Source organism: Silvanigrella aquatica (genome assembly GCF_001907975.1).
Taxonomy (GTDB): Bacteria; Bdellovibrionota_B; Oligoflexia; order Silvanigrellales; family Silvanigrellaceae; genus Silvanigrella; species Silvanigrella aquatica.
This window is the reverse complement of record NZ_CP017834.1, coordinates 3,266,752-3,285,711: the sequence shown is the minus strand read 5'-3', so window position 1 is coordinate 3,285,711 and position 18,960 is coordinate 3,266,752. Positions and strand designations below refer to the sequence as shown.

Here is an 18,960-nt window from a genome sequence, read left to right as displayed (position 1 = left end):
ACATTTATTTGCGAGTAACTATTATGGCTATAAAAGAAATTATCCTCACTCAAGAAATGATATCTGATATTTCAAATGATTTGAATATTAATAAGAATCAGGTTGAAAATACTCTTAATCTTATACTTGATGATTGTACAATACCATTTATTGCACGTTACCGAAAAGAAGTAACAGGTGGTTTAGATGAAGTACAAATTAGAAATATAGTCGATAAGTACGAATATATCTTTTCTTTAAATGAAAGGAAAGAGGCTATAATTCGTTCTATTACAGAGCAAAATAAATTAACGCCAGAATTACAGGCGAAAATTGTTGCCTGTAAAGTAAAATCTGAGCTCGAAGATCTTTACCTTCCGTTCAAACCTAAAAAACGTACACGTGGTCAAATTGCAATGGAGCGTGGGTTAGCACCATTAGCATTTGAAGTTTTAAAACAAGAATCTTCTCTTGTTGATTTAGCAACTTTATTTAGTTCCTATATTGGAACACATGAAGAACTTAAAAATTTAGAATTAGTTATTCAAGGTGCAAAAGACTTTATTGCCGAACAAATTTCTGAAATTGCAGAAATGAGAAAAGAAGTTCGCCATTGGATGTTTGAAAATGCAAGTTTTAAGGCAGAAGTAAGAGAAGAATATAAAGATAAAAAAACAAAATATAATAATTATTATAGTTTTTTAGAGCCTGTTAAAACAATAGCAGCGCATCGTTTAATGGCTTTAAGACGTGGTGAAAAAGAAGAAGTTTTAAAAGTTTCTTTTGAATTTGATGAGCAAATTCCATTATCTCTTATTTCAAGTCACGTAATTAAAAATACAGCATCTGATATTGTAAAAAACTTTTTATCGGAATGTATTTCAGAAAGTTACAATAGACTCGTTTCGCCAAGCATTGAAACAGAGCTTAGATTAGAAACAAAAACAGGTGCTGAAGAAGAAGCGATTTCTGTGTTTGGTAAAAATCTAAGAAATTTGTTACTTTTGCCGCCTATACCAAAAAGAATTGTACTTGGCGTGGATCCCGGATTAAGAACAGGAAGCAAACTTGTTGTTGTTGATCAAACGGGCAAATTATTAAATTATGCAACAATTTATCCACAACATGATGATGATTTTGATAAACCTAAAAATAAATCAGCAGCAGAAACGCTTTTAAATTTTATTTCACAGTTTCAAGTTGAGCTCATTTCTATCGGCAATGGCACTGCAGGTCGTGAAATGGAAGCCTTTATTGAAAAAGTACTGGAATCTATACAAGGAAAAAAACCGCGTATTGTTATTGTAAATGAAGCGGGAGCTAGTGTTTATTCTGCAAGTGATATTGCTCGTGAAGAATTTCCTAATTTGGATATTACTTATCGTGGTGCTGTTAGCATTGCACGTCGTTTACAAGATCCTCTTGCTGAGCTTGTAAAAATAGATCCTAAAAGCATTGGTGTCGGACAATATCAGCATGATGTGAACCAAAGCAGACTAAAAAAACAACTTGGTGACGTTGTTGAAAGTTGTGTGAACTATGTGGGAGTCAATTTAAATACGGCGAGCCCAAGTCTATTATCGTATGTTGCCGGTATTGGTAATAGTTTAGCGAAAGGTATCGTGAGACATAGAGATGCTTGTGGTGAATTTAAGGATAGAAAAAGCTTGTATGAAGTTATGGGATTTGGCGCAAAAATATTTGAGCAATCAGCTGGTTTCTTAAGAATTCCCGAAAGTTCAAATCCTCTTGACAACACAGCTGTGCATCCTGAGTCCTATTCTATAATTGAAAAAATGGCATCTGATTTATCTTTACCTATTGCGAGTTTAGTGGGTAATAAAGAAAATATTGATAAAATAAAACTTGAAAATTATGTGACAGAAGAATTTGGTTTGCCAACGATACAAGATATTATTAAAGAGCTCTTAAAGCCAGGTCGTGACCCTCGTGAAGATGGCGCTAAGCAAACATACAATCGTGAAGTCAGAGATTTTGGTCATTTAAAGGAAGGTCAAATTATTACAGGTACAGTTACAAATGTAACAAATTTTGGTGCCTTTGTTGATATTGGTGTTCACCAAGATGGTCTTATTCATATTTCTGAATTGTCAAATCAATTTATTAAAGATTTATCGCAAGCAATTAGTGTTGGTCAGCAAGTTAAAGTTAAAGTTATTGGCTTAGACAAAGAAAGAAAAAGAATTTCTCTTTCAAAACGTGCTTGCGAAGAAAATCCAACGCCATCGGTTTCTTCAAATCAGCAAAATAGATATGGGGCGAGCAGCGGCCAAAATCAGCGCCAAAATTATAATAAGAATAATCAAGAAAATAGAAATCAAAATTATTCTACAGCTAATGCAAATAGAAGGCCAAATACAAAAAATGTAAGAAACGAAAATAAAGAATCTGAAAAACCTGCAAGTTTATCCGATTTAATTAATAAGTTTAATACAAATAGAGTATAATTTTATGGAAATACGCATGCTTCCTGTTTTAAACGACAATTATATTTTTATATTAATTGATGAATTAAAACAGGAAGCAGCTGTAGTTGATCCTGCTTTGGCAGAGCCTGTCTTAAAATTTTTAAAATCAAATAAATTAAAATTAACTAAAATTTTTAATACTCATCATCATTTTGATCATGTGTCTGGTAATAAAGAACTTTCTCGTGCTTTTCCCAATGTAGAAGTGTATGGTGGCATCAATGATGCAGAGCGCATTCCAGGACAAACTCACTATTTAAAACAAGGTGATCTTGTTGCATTTGCCGCAGAAACAGCAACTGTATTTTTTGTTCCAGGACATACTGTTGGGCATATTTGTTATTATTTTCCCTTGAAAAATGGGGAACACCATCTTTTTGTTGGGGACACTCTTTTTTCTGGTGGGTGCGGTAAATTATTTGAAGGCACCATGCAACAAATGTTTGCCTCATTGAAGTTTTTAAGAGATTTTTTGCCGAATGAAACATTAATATGGTGTGCGCACGAATATACCGTGGAAAATTATTTAATATTAAATAAATTAGAACCAGATAATTTAGCTATTACAACTAAACTAAATGAAGCTATTGAAGCGCGTAAAAAAAATCAATTTACAGTTCCCTTTTCATTAAAAAGTGAAAAAGAAATCAGTAGTTTTTTGCGATGGGATGATCCTGAATTAAAAGCGAAGTTAAATTTATCAACTGATTTTGAAGTGTTTTCTTATGTCAGGAAGTATCGAGACAATCCTCCAAAGGTGACATCACCTATTTAACTATTTTTTTATTATATAAGGAATGTTTTAATGAATCATTATAAGCTTCCCAACGGAATTGTTATTTATAAATGGTCTTTAAAAGTTGATCCCACTGAAGAATTAATGAAACAGCAATTAGAGTCACTGGGGTTTAAAGCCTACGATTTACAGACATGTCCTCCTTGGTTTGATCGCAGTCGTCATGGACATGATTACGAAGAAATTAGAGCCGCTGTTTCGGGATGCATCACATTTCATTTTGATGAATTTCCTATTACATTAGAATCTGGCGATATTTTAGTGATACCGCCTGGCATTCCTCATCATGTTTCAATTCATAATTCAAAACCATTTACGGCTTTTAAAGGAAGTCGTTCTGGAGAGCGTAAAGTAACAGAATACAGTGATGCTAAAGGCAGCGTTGAAGATCTTCAAAAAAATAAGGTATAAAGTAATATGAACTTTTTTTTCTTTGATTTAGATGGAACTCTTGAAGATTCACGTGATGATATGGCGAATGCTGTAAACGCTGTAAGAGAAAAATTGGAATTGCCGCTCAGAGATACCAAAGATTTGAAAAAATATGTCAATAAAGGCATGCATGAATTATATGAAAATTGTTTTGATGATTATTTATCTGACAATATGAATTATAAATTAAAATATGAAAATTTAAAAAATTATTACGAGCAATATTATTTTGAAAATATCTGTATATTATCTAAATGCTATGATGAAATTCCAAATACTTTAAAGGAACTTTCTAAAGAAAATAAGGTCTTTGTTATAACAAATAAACCTGAAAAACATTCTAGAGAGCTTTTAAAGAAGTTAGATCTTGCTAAGTACATTACCGACGTTATGGGTGGCGACAGTTGCTCTGAAATGAAACCAAGTCCGATGCCGCTTAAAATTGTTGCGGAACAGCACGGTTTTTCTTTTTCCAAAAATAAAGCTTTTATGATTGGTGATAGTGCTGGCGACATTCAGGCAGGACATGCTTTTCAGGCAACGACCGTTTGGTGTTCTTGGGGTTATAACTCAGAGCCAGGTTCTCTCGCTCCGCAAATAACTGTTAACTCTCCCAAAGATTTGCTTATCTTGATATAAAACAAATAAAGTCGCTCAGAATATAAAAAAGCATTCGCCTGCTTCTGGAAATTGTCTAGAGGATAGGCTAAGTCTCACATGTGTGGCAGTTGAGCCACAAAATGAGGAAATATCTTTTTTTAATAGCTCCCATAAATTTAAATCAGGAAGTGGTATCATGCAAAATGAAGATAGTGAAGCATTTAGACGTAAAGGTGATTTGGGTATTCCAGTTGTAATCGCTCTATTTGCACTTTCCATAATTATTGGTTGGGTTGTATTTAGAAGTTATGAAAACTCATCAAAAGAAATCACTTCGTCACTTGCTAAAATTCAAGAAGAATCTTCATCGCTTACTATATTTGGTTGTGCAGATAGGACAATGGAATGGTTTTCGAAATGTGACGTCATGTCCGAATTATGTGATACAACGGTATCAAGAATGATCAAGGTATGTTTAGCAAACTCGGATAAAACAGCACAATGCTCGCAATTTGGAAACGAAATTTATGGTTATAATTTTGGTGCAAAACAATGCACTGCTTATATGAAAGATAAAAAATTAAAACCACTAAAAAAAGCTTGTGGTGATGTCTGGCAAACTGTCGCTGAATATTGTAAATCGGCTACTAAAGTAACAGCGCAAAAAACGCATTAGATTTTTGGAAATTAAAATTACAATGTCTCAAAAAAATTCTACTTTTCAAGACTATATAGAACTTTCAAAACCTCGTATTTCATTTTTTTGTATTTTAATGACAGCTGGTGGTGTCATTCTTGCTCCAGGTAATATTGATTTTTTAAGTTTTATAATGACTCTTTTTGGAACTTCATTATCTGTGGCTTCAGCGAATACTTTCAATATGATTTATGAAAGAAAAACTGATAAATTAATGCGACGCACGCGCTATCGTCCTTTGGCAACGGGGCGGTTAAAAGTTTTCAATGCTGTCATATTTGCAACAGCTCTGGGTGTAAGTAGTATTTTTTTACTGGCAATTTATGTTAATATATTAACAGCAAGCCTTGCATTTATTGCTATATTTGCATATAGTTTAATTTACACACCGTTAAAATATAAAACGCCTCTAGCACTTGTTATTGGTGCATTTCCAGGAGCCATGCCCCCTTTGCTAGGATGGACAGCTGTTACGAATAAAGTTGATTTGCCAGGTTTAGTTTTATTTGGAGTCTTATTTGCTTGGCAAATGCCGCACTTTATTGCGATAGCGATATATCATAAAGAAGATTATACAAAAGCAGGTATTAAAGTTGTTTCTGCAATTCGGGGTGATCATGTCGCTAAAATTCAAGCTGTTTTGTGGACTATTGTCTTAATTGGAATAAGTGTCTTGCTTGTTCCATTACAGGTTGGAGGATTGATATATCTTGGCTTTTCTGTGATATTAGGGGTTTGGTTTTTACGATTAAGTATTATTGGTTTAAAAAGAGATGTGTTACCTAATTGGCCTAGGAAATTTTTTCTTGCATCACTTGTTTACTTACCAGTCTTAGTTCTTGGTCTCGTTGCCGATAGATTTATTTGGATGCTGATTGGAAAGTAAAATGATTGAGCTTTGTAATCTAAATGAGAATTAATCTCAATTGGATTGCGTGACACTTTTTGTTATATGCTTGACATGCGATCATGTGAGCGAGAAAATTTTATTTTACTGATATATTATGAGTTTGAAAAATGTTTTTGATGATCTAGGATTGGGGTCTTGCTCCTCTTGTTATGATCCGTTAGAACACTCCCGCAACATCATATTGTTGTGAGTTCAGTTTATTGAATTTGCATTAGGTATTTATGTTGTTACGTTAATGAAAAAAGTTTTAGATTTTTTAATAATCACTCAGCTTTTGCTTTAATTTAGGTGGTGCCGTGGAACCGATATTTCCAAAATGGACGAACCGAATTCCTTTATTTCTTGGCATAGGTATTCCTTTACTTGTAATAGCTATCGTTGCTGGAATTTGGTATTATTTCTCGCCGAAATTTTTGGCGGTAGGTTATGAACCCGAACAACCCATTGCATTTAGTCATCAGCTTCATGCGGGACAAATGGGAATAGATTGTCGCTATTGTCATAGCGGTATAGAAAAAGCTCCTACAGCTCCTTTGCCTGCTACAGAAACGTGTATGGGGTGCCACAATAAAGTTAAGAAAGACAGTCCTCGACTGAAACTTCTGCACGAAAGTTACAAGAACAACACACCTATTCCGTGGGTTCACGTATATAAATTACCAAGACACGCACATTTTGATCACAGCGCCCACTTAACTGCAGGGGTTGGTTGTGTTTCATGTCATGGCCGTGTGGATAAAATGGAAGTAGTCAGTCTTGCGAGTCCATTAAGTATGGGATGGTGTCTTGATTGCCACCGCAATACAACGCCAAATATTAGACCGCAAAGCAAGCTGACGGACATGCTTTATGATCCTCATAAAGAAGGTTACCTTCTTTACAATGATCCAGATTATAAAGACAGACCAAAGCAAGGCCCTGAGGCTTGTGGTGCTTGTCACTATTAGTACATTTTATAAACGAGCGCTTTTTTTGAGTGCGTAAAGTAACAAATTTTGATTGGAAAGTTTGCACCATGACAAAGTTCAATTCCAATGATGAACAAAAAAAACAAACACATTGGCGCAGCATAGAAGATTTAGAAAATTCTCCTGGCTTTTTAAATAAATTAACACGTGAGTTTCCTCACGGAGCCAGTGAACTTGAAATGCGTCCAGGTGTTCAAAGGCGAAAATTTTTAGGAATAATTGGTGCTTCTATGGCACTCGCAGGTGTGACAGCCACGGGTTGTATAAGAAGGCCTAAAGAACATATTTATCCTGAAAGCCATCGCCCTGAAGATATGATCCCTGGGGTGCCAAAGTTTTACTCTACATCGGCTCAGGTGGCAGGGAGTGTTTTAGGACTTCTTGTAACAAGTACGGATGGGCGTCCGACAAAAATTGATGGCAATGCACGCCATCCTATGAACAATCCTGTTGCGAATAGTAAAATTGGTTCTTCAAATACTTTTGCTCAAGCTGAAATTTTAAATATGTATGACCCTGATAGGGTACAAAAATGTTATTTATCAAATAAAGCCATTGATAAAAAAGAAGCTTATTTAGCTTTAAAAAAAGCAATGACAGCTTCTAAAAAAGTGGATGGTTCCGATTTAGCCTTAGTCTATGCAGCTAATTCTTCATTGACTTTTGCTCATTTGATAGACGAATTTAAATCTAATTATCCAAAAGCATTAATCGTTGAGCAAGACTCAAATTATTCATCTAATCGTAAAATAGCTTTAAGTAACATAGCTGCGACTTCTGCTGATATTTCATATAATTTATCAAATGCGAATGTTATTTTAGCAGTAGACTCTGATTTTATGGGTATTGAGGGTGATAGCGTTAAAAACGCTAGAGAATTCGCTGAAAAAAGAAAAGTATTAAATCAAAATTCAAGTATGAATCGTTTGTATAGTGTTGAATCGAGTTTTAGTACGACGGGTTCCTTGGCTGATCATCATTACGCATTGCGTTCTGGAATTATGGGTGATTTTTTAATTGCTCTTGTCACTGAACTTATAGCATTAAAAGTGAAGTTTTCAGCAGAAATAGTTGATCATATCTCTTCAAGAGCAGCATTACCTGATGCTTTATTGCGTTGGGTAAAAGCATGTGCCAAAGATCTTTATAAACAAAATGGAAACAGCGTTGTTATTATTGGTGACAGACAACCAACATGGGTACATATGTTGGGTTTTGCTATAAATTCCGCATTGGGATCGACTGGCAAAACATTAACATTATTACCTGATACGACTCGTCCCAAAAGCGTTAGTAATTACAATAATCTAAAGAGTGCAATTGAAAATAATACGATTAAAAATTTAATTGTTGTAGGTGGTAATCCTGTATTTACATCCGCTTCTGATTTAAATTTTAAAGTTCTTTTTTCTAAGGTAACGGATAGTTTTTATCTAGGTTATTCTTTAAATGAAACTTCTGAATCCTGTAAGTATTTGTTTCCAAAGTCTCATTTTTTAGAAAACTGGGGAGATACGAGAGCTTCCGATGGTACTGTAAGTATTACTCAACCGCTAATTGCTCCATTGTATGATGATTGTATCGATGAGTATTCGTTTATTTATTCTTTATATCATTCTGAGAACGTGGTTAGTAGTTATTTAATTGTTAAAAAGTTTTGGCAAAATAAGTTAGGAAATTCCATAAATTTTGAAAGTATGTGGCGTCAATATTTAAGTAATGGCATAATTTCTGATTATCATAAAGAAACAGCAATAAGTCATTTTTCATTTTCTAGTTTTGCTAATGCCGTAGCAAAGGCAATGAAATTTGTTGAACCAAATGGAAAGTCTCTCGAAATTAATTTTGCACTTGATCGCACTGTTTATGATGGAATGTATGCGAATAATGCTTGGATGCAAGAGACTCCTGATCCCATTACAAAATTAGTTTGGGATAATGCACTTTTAATAAGTCCAAAGACAGCTCAGGAGCTTAAGCTTCAAGCGCGTCCAAAACCAGGAAAATCCCATGTCGATCTTGTTAAGGTAACGTATCAAAATCGCTCTATGGAGGTTGCTGTTTGGGAAACTCCCGGTGTTGCCGATTTTTCCGCTATTTTACATATCGGATATGGAACTAAATTTGGTAGAGTTGCCAATGGTTCTGGATTTAATGCAAATTTAATTCGAACCTCTGAATCTTGGTTTGGCTCTGATCTTAAAATCGAAAAAACAGGGAAACAATATTCTCTTGTGTCATGCCAAGAGCATGGTTCTATGAGCGGAACTCCCGGAATGGAAGAGGATCGTCCACCCGCTATTCGTGAAGCAACATTAAGTGCATTTAAGTCAAATCCTTCTTTTGTTAATGAATATGAATTACTTCCCGTTGAAAAACAAAAAAGTAATTTATTTAAATTTCCTGAAGATCCTGCTCAGAAAAAATGGGCACGTCAACAGTGGGGCATGACAATTGATTTAAATTCATGTCTTGGCTGTAATGCTTGCTCTGTGGCATGCCAATCTGAAAATAATATTTCTGTTGTTGGAAAAGAAGAAGTATTTAAAAATCGTGAGATGTCTTGGATTCGCGTTGACCGTTACTTTACAGGAGATGTTGATAATCCTGAAATGAGAACGGTATTTCAACCTATTAATTGTCAGCATTGCGAAAATGCACCCTGTGAAGCTGTTTGTCCTGTTGCCGCAACTGTGCACAGTCCTGATGGCTTAAATGACATGGCTTACAATCGCTGTGTTGGTACGCGTTATTGTGCAAATAACTGCCCTTATAAAGTCCGTCGTTATAATTTCTTTAATTATAGTAAAATTGATGATGAACGAAATCCTTTATATGCTATGCAAAAAAATCCTAACGTAACAGTTCGCTTTCGCGGGGTTATGGAAAAGTGTACATATTGTGTCCAAAAAATTAATCATGCACGTTCGAAATTTAAAAAGATTTCGGATGGAATTATTCCAGATGGAGCTGTAATCACAGCATGCCAAAGTGTTTGTCCGACAAATGCCATTGCTTTTGGTGATGTTGCTGATCCCGAATCTGCTGTTTCAAAGCTCAAAGCACTAAGTCGTAACTATGCTTTAATTGGTGAGTTAAATACGAGACCAAGAACGACTTACCTTGCAAAACTTCGCAATGCTAACCCTGAGCTTGGATAAGTAAAGTAACATGGCATTGTGATGGTGGAGGAAAAATGACTACAAATGGTAAAAAAATGATTTACGGAGTGTTGGCGCAATTTGAAACAGCGCCAGACATATATCATGCCTGTGAAAAAGTTCGTGATAGAGGCTTTTTAAAATGGGATGCTCACACTCCTTTCCCTGTACACGGATTAGATAAAGCAATGGGTTTACCGCAAAGTAAACTTTCATGGGTTGTTGGTGGTACAGCTGCAATATGTGGCATTGGCGGTTTTTCAACATGGGTTTGGATGAATGCCGTTGATTATAAATTTGTCATTGCAGGAAAGCCTTTTTGGGGATTAACAGGGTATTTTTTACCCGGTTTTGAATGTGCTGTTTTATCTGCGGCGTTTGCCTGTTTATTTGGCATGCTTGCCTTAAATAAACTTCCGCAATGGTATCACTCCTTATTTCGTTCGGAAGCATTTAAAAAAGCGACTGACGATAAATTTTTTATCTCTATTGAAGCAACTGATCCGAAATTTCATCCCGTTAATACGATGGAATTCTTAAAAGAATTAGGCGCATCTCATGTGGAAGTGGTGGAGCAGTAACATTATGTTTAAGTTTATTTTAAGTAAAAAAATGTTGTTACCTATAGCGGGAGCTGCTCTTATATCACTCGTATTTAGTGGTTGTCGCGGCCAAAAGAGCACAGAACCTCCTATTCAGCCTATTCAAAATATGGTTGAGCAGACTTCATATGGACCTCAGTCCAAAAATGAATTTTTTAAGGATGGTTTAGCGTATCGCGCTCCTGTCTCGGGAACGGTTGCGCAAGGTGAAGAAAGAACAAATAAGCCGCTTTATTTTGGACAAGAGTCCGATTCAACAGATCAAAATCCAAAATGGGTAAAAAAAATACCAATAAAATTAAATGATAAAGTCCTTCAACTAGGACAAGAGAAATACAATATTTATTGTGCAACTTGTCATGGTCCTGCTGGTAATTCCGATGGTCCTGTTACACAAAGATCAGGAGGGGCTATTCGTCCCGCCAATATACATGATGCGGATAAAATCAATTTAGCTGATGGTAAAATATATGATGCCGTTCGCAATGGCGTGAATAATTGGAATATGCCTGGATTTGCTGCGCAAATGACTGTTGAAGAAAGATGGGCTGTTGTCGCGTATGTTCGTGCTCTCCAGATTTCAAGGACAGCTAAAACTGAAAATGTGCCAGAAGATGTCAAAGCTAAAAATGGTTGGAGTAATAAAAAATGAGCGGCAGTCATAATAAAGTAACATTAACAAAAGAAAATGCTTCTTTACCGCCCGATCACCTGTTTGCAAAACTTCCTCTTGCAGGGACAGCCATTGGACTAATTTCATTATTAGTTGCCTTTATGCTGGGGAAATCAAATATCGAATATTTTTTCTTTTCTTTTCATGTTTGGTGGCTTTTCTTTTTAAGTATAGCAATTGGCGCGGTCTTTTTTGTATTAATTCAATTTGCAACAAAGGCAGGCTGGAGTGTTGTTGTTCGAAGAATGGCAGAAAATATTGCCATGACAATGCCTCTATTTTTTATTCTTTTAATTGTTATGGGATTTGGAACATCAACTTTATACCATCATTGGACGAGTCATGAGGCTTTAGCAGATAAAGTCATTCAGTCTAAGCAATGGTATTTAAACATTCCTTTTTTCTACATTCGTGCTGTTTTTTATTTAGCAATTTTTACATGGGCTGCTATTTATTTTGCAAAAAATTCTGCAAAGCAAGATGAAACAGGCAATCACGAAATTACATATAGACTGCAAAATGCAAGCTATCCTTTTTTAATTGTTCTTGGTTTTTGTGTTACTTTTGCTGCATTTGACTGGATTATGTCGATAAATCCGCACTGGTATTCTACAATATTTGGATTATATTTCTTTGCCAGTTGTTATATGGTATTTTTTGCTGCGCTGACTATTGTAACGCGCTTGTTACATAACGTTAAAACATTAAATGAAGTGATAACCATAGAGCACTATCATGATCTTGGAAAATTAGTTTTTGGTCACTCTTGTTTTTGGGCTTATGCTGCCTTTGTGCAATATTTACTTATTTGGTATGGAAATATTCCTGAAGAAACAGAATGGTATGCTGTTCGTGAATCTCATGGCTGGGCATATGTTCTTGCTTTATTAAGCATTGGACATTTTATTGTTCCCTTTTTCTTCTTAATGGCGCGTAAAGCAAAACGATCCCGTACAATGGTTGTCGCTGTTTCAGTTTGGATGCTTATCATGCATTTTATTGATTTGTATTGGCTTGTCATGCCCTCAAAGTACGAAGAGGGACCTCAATTTGGTATGATAGATATCTTTTGTTTTCTTGGAATTGGCGGTCTTTTCATTGCTTTTTTTGCAGCGGTTACACGTAAAAAAGCCCTTGTCCCTATTAAAGATCCGCGCTTGCCAGAGTCGTTGACTTATGAAAATGTGTAAGGTGGTTTGAAATGTTAAAATATATTAAAAGTATTCCATCAAATTTGTCTTCAGATCCTTCCCACAGTGTTGATGAAGATGAACCCGATCGTCCGCCCGTGTTGATAACAGCTGTGATTGTCGTTTCATCTTTTGTTTTACTGGTTCTTATTGCATTATTTTGTTATACATTTCTTTGGAAAACAACGGAATCTTTTTCTCATGAAACGATTACCGGAATGGGTAACGAAACATTATTGAATTATGAAAAAAATCAACAAGAAATACTATCATCATATAAAAAATTAGATAACGGAAACTATCAAATTCCAATATCGCAAGCTATGGAACTCGTCGTAAAAGAACACAATGGTCATTGATAAAAGGAATAATTATTTTGAAAAGTCTCTTTTTTTTCATCATTATTGCATTAGGCTCTACATTTTTAATAAATGTGGTTCATGCTTTTGATGAAAGAATGGCAATGCCTGCTCAAAAAAGAGCGTTATCAACCGCAATGCCTTTGAACGAAGTTCCTCAGGTTATGCAGGGTGTTAGCATAAAAGAAAAATTAGGAGATACTTTAGATCTTAATCTTACCTTTACCGATCAAGATGGAAAAGTAACTAAAATTTCCGACATGCTTGCAAATGGTAAACCCGTTATTCTTACCTTGAATTATTATCGTTGTACTACTCTCTGTTCTATTCAACTTATAAATTTTGCTAAGTCACTTCACGAAATGAATTGGCCTATTGGCAAAGATTTTCGTGCCGTTACGGTAAGCTTTGATCCTACGGACACACCTGATATTGCAAAACAAAGACAGCAAGAATATATTAAGTTAACAAATCAAGAGCAGGGTGACTGGAAGTTTTATATTGGCAATGAAGAAAATATAAAAAAACTTACCGATCAAATTGGTTTTTATTATCGCTATGATCCTGCGAGTAAAGAATTTGCGCATGCTGCTGCAATTTTTTTTATTACTCCTGATGCAAAAATATCAAGTTATCTTTACGGAATTTCGTATAAATCAAGGGATGTGAAATTTGCTTTAATGGACGCATCAAAAAATAAAATTGGATCTGCAGCAGATCAAGTTTTATTAACTTGTTTTCACTATAATTCCACAACAGGAAAATATGACGCATTTGCAATGGGAATGCTGAGAATAGCCGCATCAATAACTGTTTTATTATTAATTTTAATTTTAGGTTACTTTTTTTGGCGCGAGAAGCGCAAGAAGGTTAATTAGGGAGTAAGGAACGTGTCAGCAACAGCAATGCCAGAGAGTACATCGTGGCAAGGATCATTCTGGTTGCCGCAAAATGCTTCACCTTTGACAGGTGGTCAGGATGCTTTGTTTTATTTTATATATTATCTTTCTGTTTTCTTTTTTATAGTTGTTGTTGGCTTTATGGTGTATTTCGCCTGGAAGTATAGAAAAAAGAAAGAAGGCGAAAAAACTCCAGATATTCATGGGAATACCAAATTAGAAATTATTTGGAGTGTTATTCCAGGAATTTTATTTATTGTGATTTTTATTTGGGGCTTTCGTGATTGGGTTTCCTTAAACCAACCACCACAGGATGCCATGGAAGTCCGTGTGACAGGCCGTAAATGGGACTGGTCATTTTTAGATGTCAAAACGGGTGCAGAAACATCAGATCTTTTTGTTCCTGTAAATAAAGCCGTGCTTTTAACAATGTCATCGGCAGATGTTATTCACGGGTTTTACGTTCCCGATTTCAGAATAAATCGTGATGTTCTTCCGACTATGTATACTAAACTTTGGTTTAAAGCAGAAAAAGAAGGTAATTATCCCATTTTATGTACTCAATATTGTGGTACAAAACACTCACAAATGGTTCGTTACGTTAGAGTTGTATCCGAAGAAGAATATCAAAAACAAATGATTGCGGCTCAAGGTGCCGGCCTCACACCTGCACAATTAGGTAAGAAAATATTTGAAGGAAAAGGCGCGTGCGCATCTTGCCATAGCGTAACAAAAGAAAGAACACGATTGGTCGGTCCTCCTTTGTACGGAGCATATGGCACAGATCATAAAATCCTAATACCGCCAAGTAACAAAGAAGAAACAATTAAATTTGATGACAATTATATTCGTAAATCAATTCTGGAACCGAATTATCGCGGCGTCCCTGGTTACGCCCTGATAATGCCTTCATATCAAGGGCAGTTGAACGATAAAGAGCTGAGTGCTCTTGCTGAATATATAAAATCGCTTAAAGAATAAGATTATTTGGATTTTTAGGAGCTTTTCTTATGGAAAAACGAGATCATGTTAAGCCAGTATTATTTGCAGATATGCTGACTTCTCATCACGATGCGGGATCGAATTATTTAAATGCAAAAAAAGGATTCATGTCCTGGTTATTTACTGTAGATCACAAACGTATTGGAATAATGTATTTTGTCTCAATTGGAGTGTTTTTCTTAGTTGCCGGATTATTTGCATTGTTATTACGTGCTGAGCTTATGCAAGTGCGTATTCCCGATGCGACCGCTACTTCATACATGATTAGCGCAGATCATTATAATGAAGCGTTTACTTTTCATGGCGCAATTATGGTTTTCCTTGTCATTATTCCCTCAATTCCTGCGACTCTTGGAAACTTTTTGTTACCTTTAATGATAGGTGCAAAAGATGTTGCCTTTCCGAAATTAAATTTAATTAGTTATCACTTGTATATTGTGGGCGCATTATTTCTTGTTTATACCGTGGCATTTGGGGGATTAGATACAGGTTGGACATTTTACACTCCCTACAGTACTCAAACTTCGACTTCAGTTATTGCCGCAGTTTTTGGTGCGTTTATTTTAGGTTTTGCTTCCATTTTAACGGGTGTTAACTTCATTGTAACTGTTCATAAAATGCGAGCGCCTGGAATGACATGGGTACGCATGCCTCTTTTTGTTTGGGCAATTTACGCAACGAGTGTCATTCAGGTTTTAGCAACTCCCGTTGTAGGTGTTACTTTAATATTAGTTGCAATTGAACGTTTATTAGGAATTGGAATTTTTGATTCTACTTTAGGCGGAGATCCTATTTTATTTCAAAACTTTTTCTGGTTTTATTCGCACCCTGCTGTGTATATTATGATTTTGCCTGCATTTGGACTGGTTAGCGAAATGATCACAGCGCACTCACGTAAGAGTATTTTTGGATACAAAGCTGTTGCTATTTCAAGTATTGGTATTGCTGTTATTGGCTTTTTTGTTTGGGGACATCATATGTTTACAAGCGGTCAATCAGCATTAGCTTCTGTCTTTTTCTCTTTATTAACTTATGGTGTTGCTGTACCTACGGCTATTAAAGTTTTTAGTTGGGTAGCAACTCTGTATAAAGGTTCTATCTCCTTTACAACACCGATGTGTTATACATTTGTTTTCTTATTTTTATTTTTAATTGGTGGATTAACAGGAATATTTTTAGGCGCACTTTCTACCGATGTCCATTTGCATAACACCTACTTTGTTGTGGCGCACTTTCACTATGTGATGATGGGTGGAACAATTATTGCTTGGATTGGTGCTGTTTTTCATTGGTGGCCTAAAATGACGGGTAAAAAATACAGCGAGACTTGGGGCATTATCAGTTCTGTTGTTGTATTTATTGGATTTAACCTTACATTTTTCCCTCAGTTTGTTATGGGAACTCGTGGTATGCCACGTCGTTATTACGATTATTTACCCGAGTATTATAATTTTCATCTTCTTTCTTCCATTGGTTCTTTCGTATTGGCCATTGGACTTTTCATTGTTCTCTTTACATGGCTTCACTCCATTTTTTATGGTGAAAAAGAAACCAGATCAAATCCTTGGAGAGCGAAATCTATCGATTGGACAGATACTGCTGTTGTCCCTATCGAACATAACTTTGAAAAACAGCCTATTTCGTCACATGGTCCCTATGAGTTTGATGAGCTTGTCAAACCAGCTAAGGCAGGAGAACATTAATTATGAGTCATCAAGACCACGGTGCTTCTCATCCAAAGTATCAAGCACATCATTTTAAAACAATGGAGCAGCAAACCTCGGCCGGTAAACTCGGTATGTGGGTATTTATGGCTCAGGAGTTATTGTTCTTCTCAGGACTTTTTTGTGCTTTTGGCTATGTTAAATTCATGTATCCCGAGGCTGTTGCCTTGGGTCAATCTTCCATGGATTGGCGATTGGGTACTATTAACAGCATTATTCTTCTTGTCAGCTCTCTTACAATGAGTCTTTGCGTGCGTTCGACGCGTTCCAATAATCGTAGCGCCGCAGCTAAATTTTTACTTGCGACAATGGTATGTGGTTTTGTCTTCCTTGCGATTAAGGGAGCAGAATGGGGAATGCACTTTCATGAAGGATATTTTCCTGGAAAATACTTCCATCCTATAGCAGAAGCTCCTATCCAAAATCCTATGGCACACGTTTTTTTCGGTCTTTACTACGTCATGACGGGTATGCATGCTATGCACATTGTCGTGGGATTGGGGCTTATGTTGTGGATGCTTGTGCGCATAGTAAAAGGGGAGTTTAATTCTGAAAATTATGTTGCGTTAGAGAATACGAGTTTGTTCTGGCACCTTGTGGATATTGTGTGGATCTTTGTATTTCCATTATTATATCTTTCAAAGTAACAGAAGGAGTGTGAATTATGTTTAAGCGTTTACTTAAATCAATTAAAAATAAGAGCTCTGAAAATTCGTCATCTGCGAATTCTGAAAATCATAAAAAAGGGCATGAGCTACTCTCTATTAAGTTATATTTTGCTGTGTTTGCGGCCTTGCTTGTTATGATTTTCATAAATATTGGCATATCCAGATTACCCCTTCCTGGATTTTGGGTTACATTATTGTTACTTATTGTTGCTATGATTCAAATGGTTTTAGTGGCCGTTTTTTTCATGGAATTAATTCATGAAGATAAATTTTACTCTTTTGTTTTTGGCTCCGCTATTTTATTTATGCTTCTTTTCTTTACGATTACCTTATTAGAGTTGAGAGGAAGAGATTACTTTCATAAAGATGAAGGAATTCGAGTTTTAAGAGGAGTCGATCAAAACGGAAATTATTCTCCTGCGGGTCCGAAGTTTGATAATGAGCAAGAAAAAAAGTAGAAACTTACTCAATTAATAGAATCTTGCTTTCCCAAAAATACTCATTTTACAAAATACCAAATTAAATTGACAATGAAATAATAGCACTGCAAAAAATTTCTCACAGCAATTAAATAAATATCCGATAATATAGAAAATTCCGAACTTTATTCAAGGTGGCATGGCATGTTAAAGACTGTTGCAAAGGGGATTTTTAATACAAAAGAATCATCTGATTTTACAGAAAGAATTATTAAAGCTTATTATAATAACCAAAATAAAAAGATTACAGAAAACAACTTTAATGATTCTTATATCCCAAATATAAATGAATCTGAAAGTTTTGCACCATTAAATCAATCTGAAAAAGCGGATTTACATAGTCATACACAGCCCTCGAAAAAAGAATTAACTGATTCTAAGAGCACTTCGCATTCTCCTCAAATAATTTCTATAGGAGGCGGTAAAGGCGGCATTGGTAAGAGTTTTTTATCTGCAAATATTTGTGTGAGATTAGCTACTCTTGGTTATAAAGTTTCTGTTGTTGATCTTGATTTAGGGGCTGCCAATTTACATACGTGCTTAGGTGTTCCCACGCCACGTTCAGGGATTTCTGATTTCATTCATGGCAATGTTTCGACGTTAGAAGAAACGGGTATCCCCTGTTGTCTTCCTAATCTTACTTTATATGGCGGGGGGCAGGAGTTTTGGCAGCAAATTAAACCGCAAAGTTCACAAAAAATAAAATTAATATCCAAGCTTCAAGAACTTGATGCGGATTATGTTTTTTTAGATTTAGGTGCGGGAACGCACATCCACACTCTCGATTTTTTTATTTTTTCCCATGGAGGTATTTTAGTCGTTGCTCCTGAGCCGACGAGTATTGAGAATGCTTATGTATTTATGAAAAGCGTTTTATATAGGAAAATTCAAAGTATATGCAAGGGATTTGAAATAGATGAGGCACTTGAAAATGAGCTTTTACAAAGAATCTCAAGCCCCCGAAGTTCAGAAACCCCTTTTTCACAGTTGGTTTCCTTTTCTCAAAAAAATAGAGAAGTCGGAAAATTGATAAAAGAAATGATTGAAGCCACAAATATTGGTATCATTATGAATCAAGTGCGTACGAAAGAAGATAGAGATTTGGGAGAGTCCATGTCTGTGATTTGCAGTCGTTACTTTGGATTTTCCTCTCAATTTCTAGGATCAACAAGATATGACGATGCCGTATGGAAGTCGGTAAGAGTGAGAAGGCCACTTATTTTGGACTATCCCTTATCTGCGATTGCGGTAAATATCAATCAAATTACAGATAAAATAACTAAAATGTTCATTCAGGATGATAAAAAGGATAATATAGAAAAAGCTGGTTGA

General features: G+C 35.5%; 18 protein-coding genes. All 18 read left to right on the top strand.

Annotated features, from left to right (window positions below):
• Positions 1-23 precede the first annotated feature (23 nt).
• The 18 genes from AXG55_RS14040 to AXG55_RS13955 all read left to right on the top strand — a co-directional run bounded on the left by AXG55_RS14040 (position 24) and on the right by AXG55_RS13955 (position 18,960).
• Positions 24-2,447: a Tex family protein gene (locus AXG55_RS14040; RefSeq protein ID WP_148698727.1), complete on the top strand. Its 2,424-nt coding sequence runs from the start codon at positions 24-26 to the stop codon at positions 2,445-2,447.
• Between the two features lie 4 nt (positions 2,448-2,451).
• Positions 2,452-3,243 (top strand): hydroxyacylglutathione hydrolase, encoded by a 792-nt coding sequence (gene gloB / locus AXG55_RS14035; protein ID WP_148698726.1) that lies wholly within the window; start codon positions 2,452-2,454, stop codon positions 3,241-3,243.
• Between the two features lie 30 nt (positions 3,244-3,273).
• Positions 3,274-3,675 (top strand): AraC family ligand binding domain-containing protein, encoded by a 402-nt coding sequence (locus tag AXG55_RS14030; RefSeq protein WP_148698725.1) that lies wholly within the window; start codon positions 3,274-3,276, stop codon positions 3,673-3,675.
• Positions 3,676-3,681: 6 nt separating this feature from the next.
• Positions 3,682-4,335, top strand: coding sequence for an HAD family hydrolase (locus AXG55_RS14025; RefSeq protein ID WP_148698724.1), 654 nt, complete (start codon positions 3,682-3,684; stop codon positions 4,333-4,335).
• 157 nt (positions 4,336-4,492) lie between these two features.
• Complete coding sequence (locus AXG55_RS14020) at positions 4,493-4,972, top strand: hypothetical protein (protein WP_148698723.1); 480 nt, start codon at positions 4,493-4,495, stop codon at positions 4,970-4,972.
• A 22-nt stretch (positions 4,973-4,994) separates the two neighbouring features.
• Complete coding sequence (gene cyoE / locus AXG55_RS14015) at positions 4,995-5,879, top strand: heme o synthase (protein WP_148698722.1); 885 nt, start codon at positions 4,995-4,997, stop codon at positions 5,877-5,879.
• A 320-nt stretch (positions 5,880-6,199) separates the two neighbouring features.
• Positions 6,200-6,850 carry a cytochrome c3 family protein gene (locus AXG55_RS14010; protein ID WP_148698721.1) on the top strand — a complete coding sequence of 217 codons (651 nt, stop codon included), beginning with the start codon at positions 6,200-6,202 and terminating at the stop codon, positions 6,848-6,850.
• A 68-nt stretch (positions 6,851-6,918) separates the two neighbouring features.
• Positions 6,919-10,032 (top strand): TAT-variant-translocated molybdopterin oxidoreductase, encoded by a 3,114-nt coding sequence (locus AXG55_RS14005; protein WP_148698720.1) that lies wholly within the window; start codon positions 6,919-6,921, stop codon positions 10,030-10,032.
• Positions 10,033-10,067: 35 nt separating this feature from the next.
• Positions 10,068-10,613 carry a DUF3341 domain-containing protein gene (locus tag AXG55_RS14000; RefSeq protein WP_148698719.1) on the top strand — a complete coding sequence of 182 codons (546 nt, stop codon included), beginning with the start codon at positions 10,068-10,070 and terminating at the stop codon, positions 10,611-10,613.
• A gap of 4 nt (positions 10,614-10,617) precedes the next feature.
• Positions 10,618-11,286, top strand: coding sequence for a c-type cytochrome (locus tag AXG55_RS13995; RefSeq protein ID WP_233231250.1), 669 nt, complete (start codon positions 10,618-10,620; stop codon positions 11,284-11,286).
• Positions 11,283-12,497, top strand: coding sequence for a quinol:cytochrome C oxidoreductase (locus AXG55_RS13990; protein ID WP_148698717.1), 1,215 nt, complete (start codon positions 11,283-11,285; stop codon positions 12,495-12,497). Before AXG55_RS13995 ends, AXG55_RS13990 begins: the two co-directional genes overlap by 4 nt.
• Before the next feature lie 11 nt (positions 12,498-12,508).
• Positions 12,509-12,856 (top strand): hypothetical protein, encoded by a 348-nt coding sequence (locus tag AXG55_RS13985; protein WP_148698716.1) that lies wholly within the window; start codon positions 12,509-12,511, stop codon positions 12,854-12,856.
• Positions 12,857-12,873: 17 nt separating this feature from the next.
• Positions 12,874-13,734, top strand: coding sequence for an SCO family protein (locus AXG55_RS13980; RefSeq protein WP_148698715.1), 861 nt, complete (start codon positions 12,874-12,876; stop codon positions 13,732-13,734).
• A 12-nt stretch (positions 13,735-13,746) separates the two neighbouring features.
• Positions 13,747-14,736: a cytochrome c oxidase subunit II gene (coxB, locus tag AXG55_RS13975; RefSeq protein ID WP_148698714.1), complete on the top strand. Its 990-nt coding sequence runs from the start codon at positions 13,747-13,749 to the stop codon at positions 14,734-14,736.
• Between the two features lie 71 nt (positions 14,737-14,807).
• Positions 14,808-16,460, top strand: coding sequence for a cytochrome c oxidase subunit I (locus AXG55_RS13970; protein WP_148698874.1), 1,653 nt, complete (start codon positions 14,808-14,810; stop codon positions 16,458-16,460).
• Between the two features lie 2 nt (positions 16,461-16,462).
• Entirely contained in the window at positions 16,463-17,128 is a 666-nt protein-coding gene (locus AXG55_RS13965) for a cytochrome c oxidase subunit 3 family protein (protein ID WP_148698713.1), read from the top strand.
• A 17-nt stretch (positions 17,129-17,145) separates the two neighbouring features.
• Positions 17,146-17,607, top strand: a complete 462-nt coding sequence (locus AXG55_RS13960; protein WP_148698712.1) for a cytochrome C oxidase subunit IV family protein — start codon at positions 17,146-17,148, stop codon at positions 17,605-17,607.
• A gap of 165 nt (positions 17,608-17,772) precedes the next feature.
• On the top strand, positions 17,773-18,960 hold the full coding sequence (locus AXG55_RS13955; RefSeq protein ID WP_148698711.1) for a nucleotide-binding protein: 1,188 nt from the start codon (positions 17,773-17,775) through the stop codon (positions 18,958-18,960).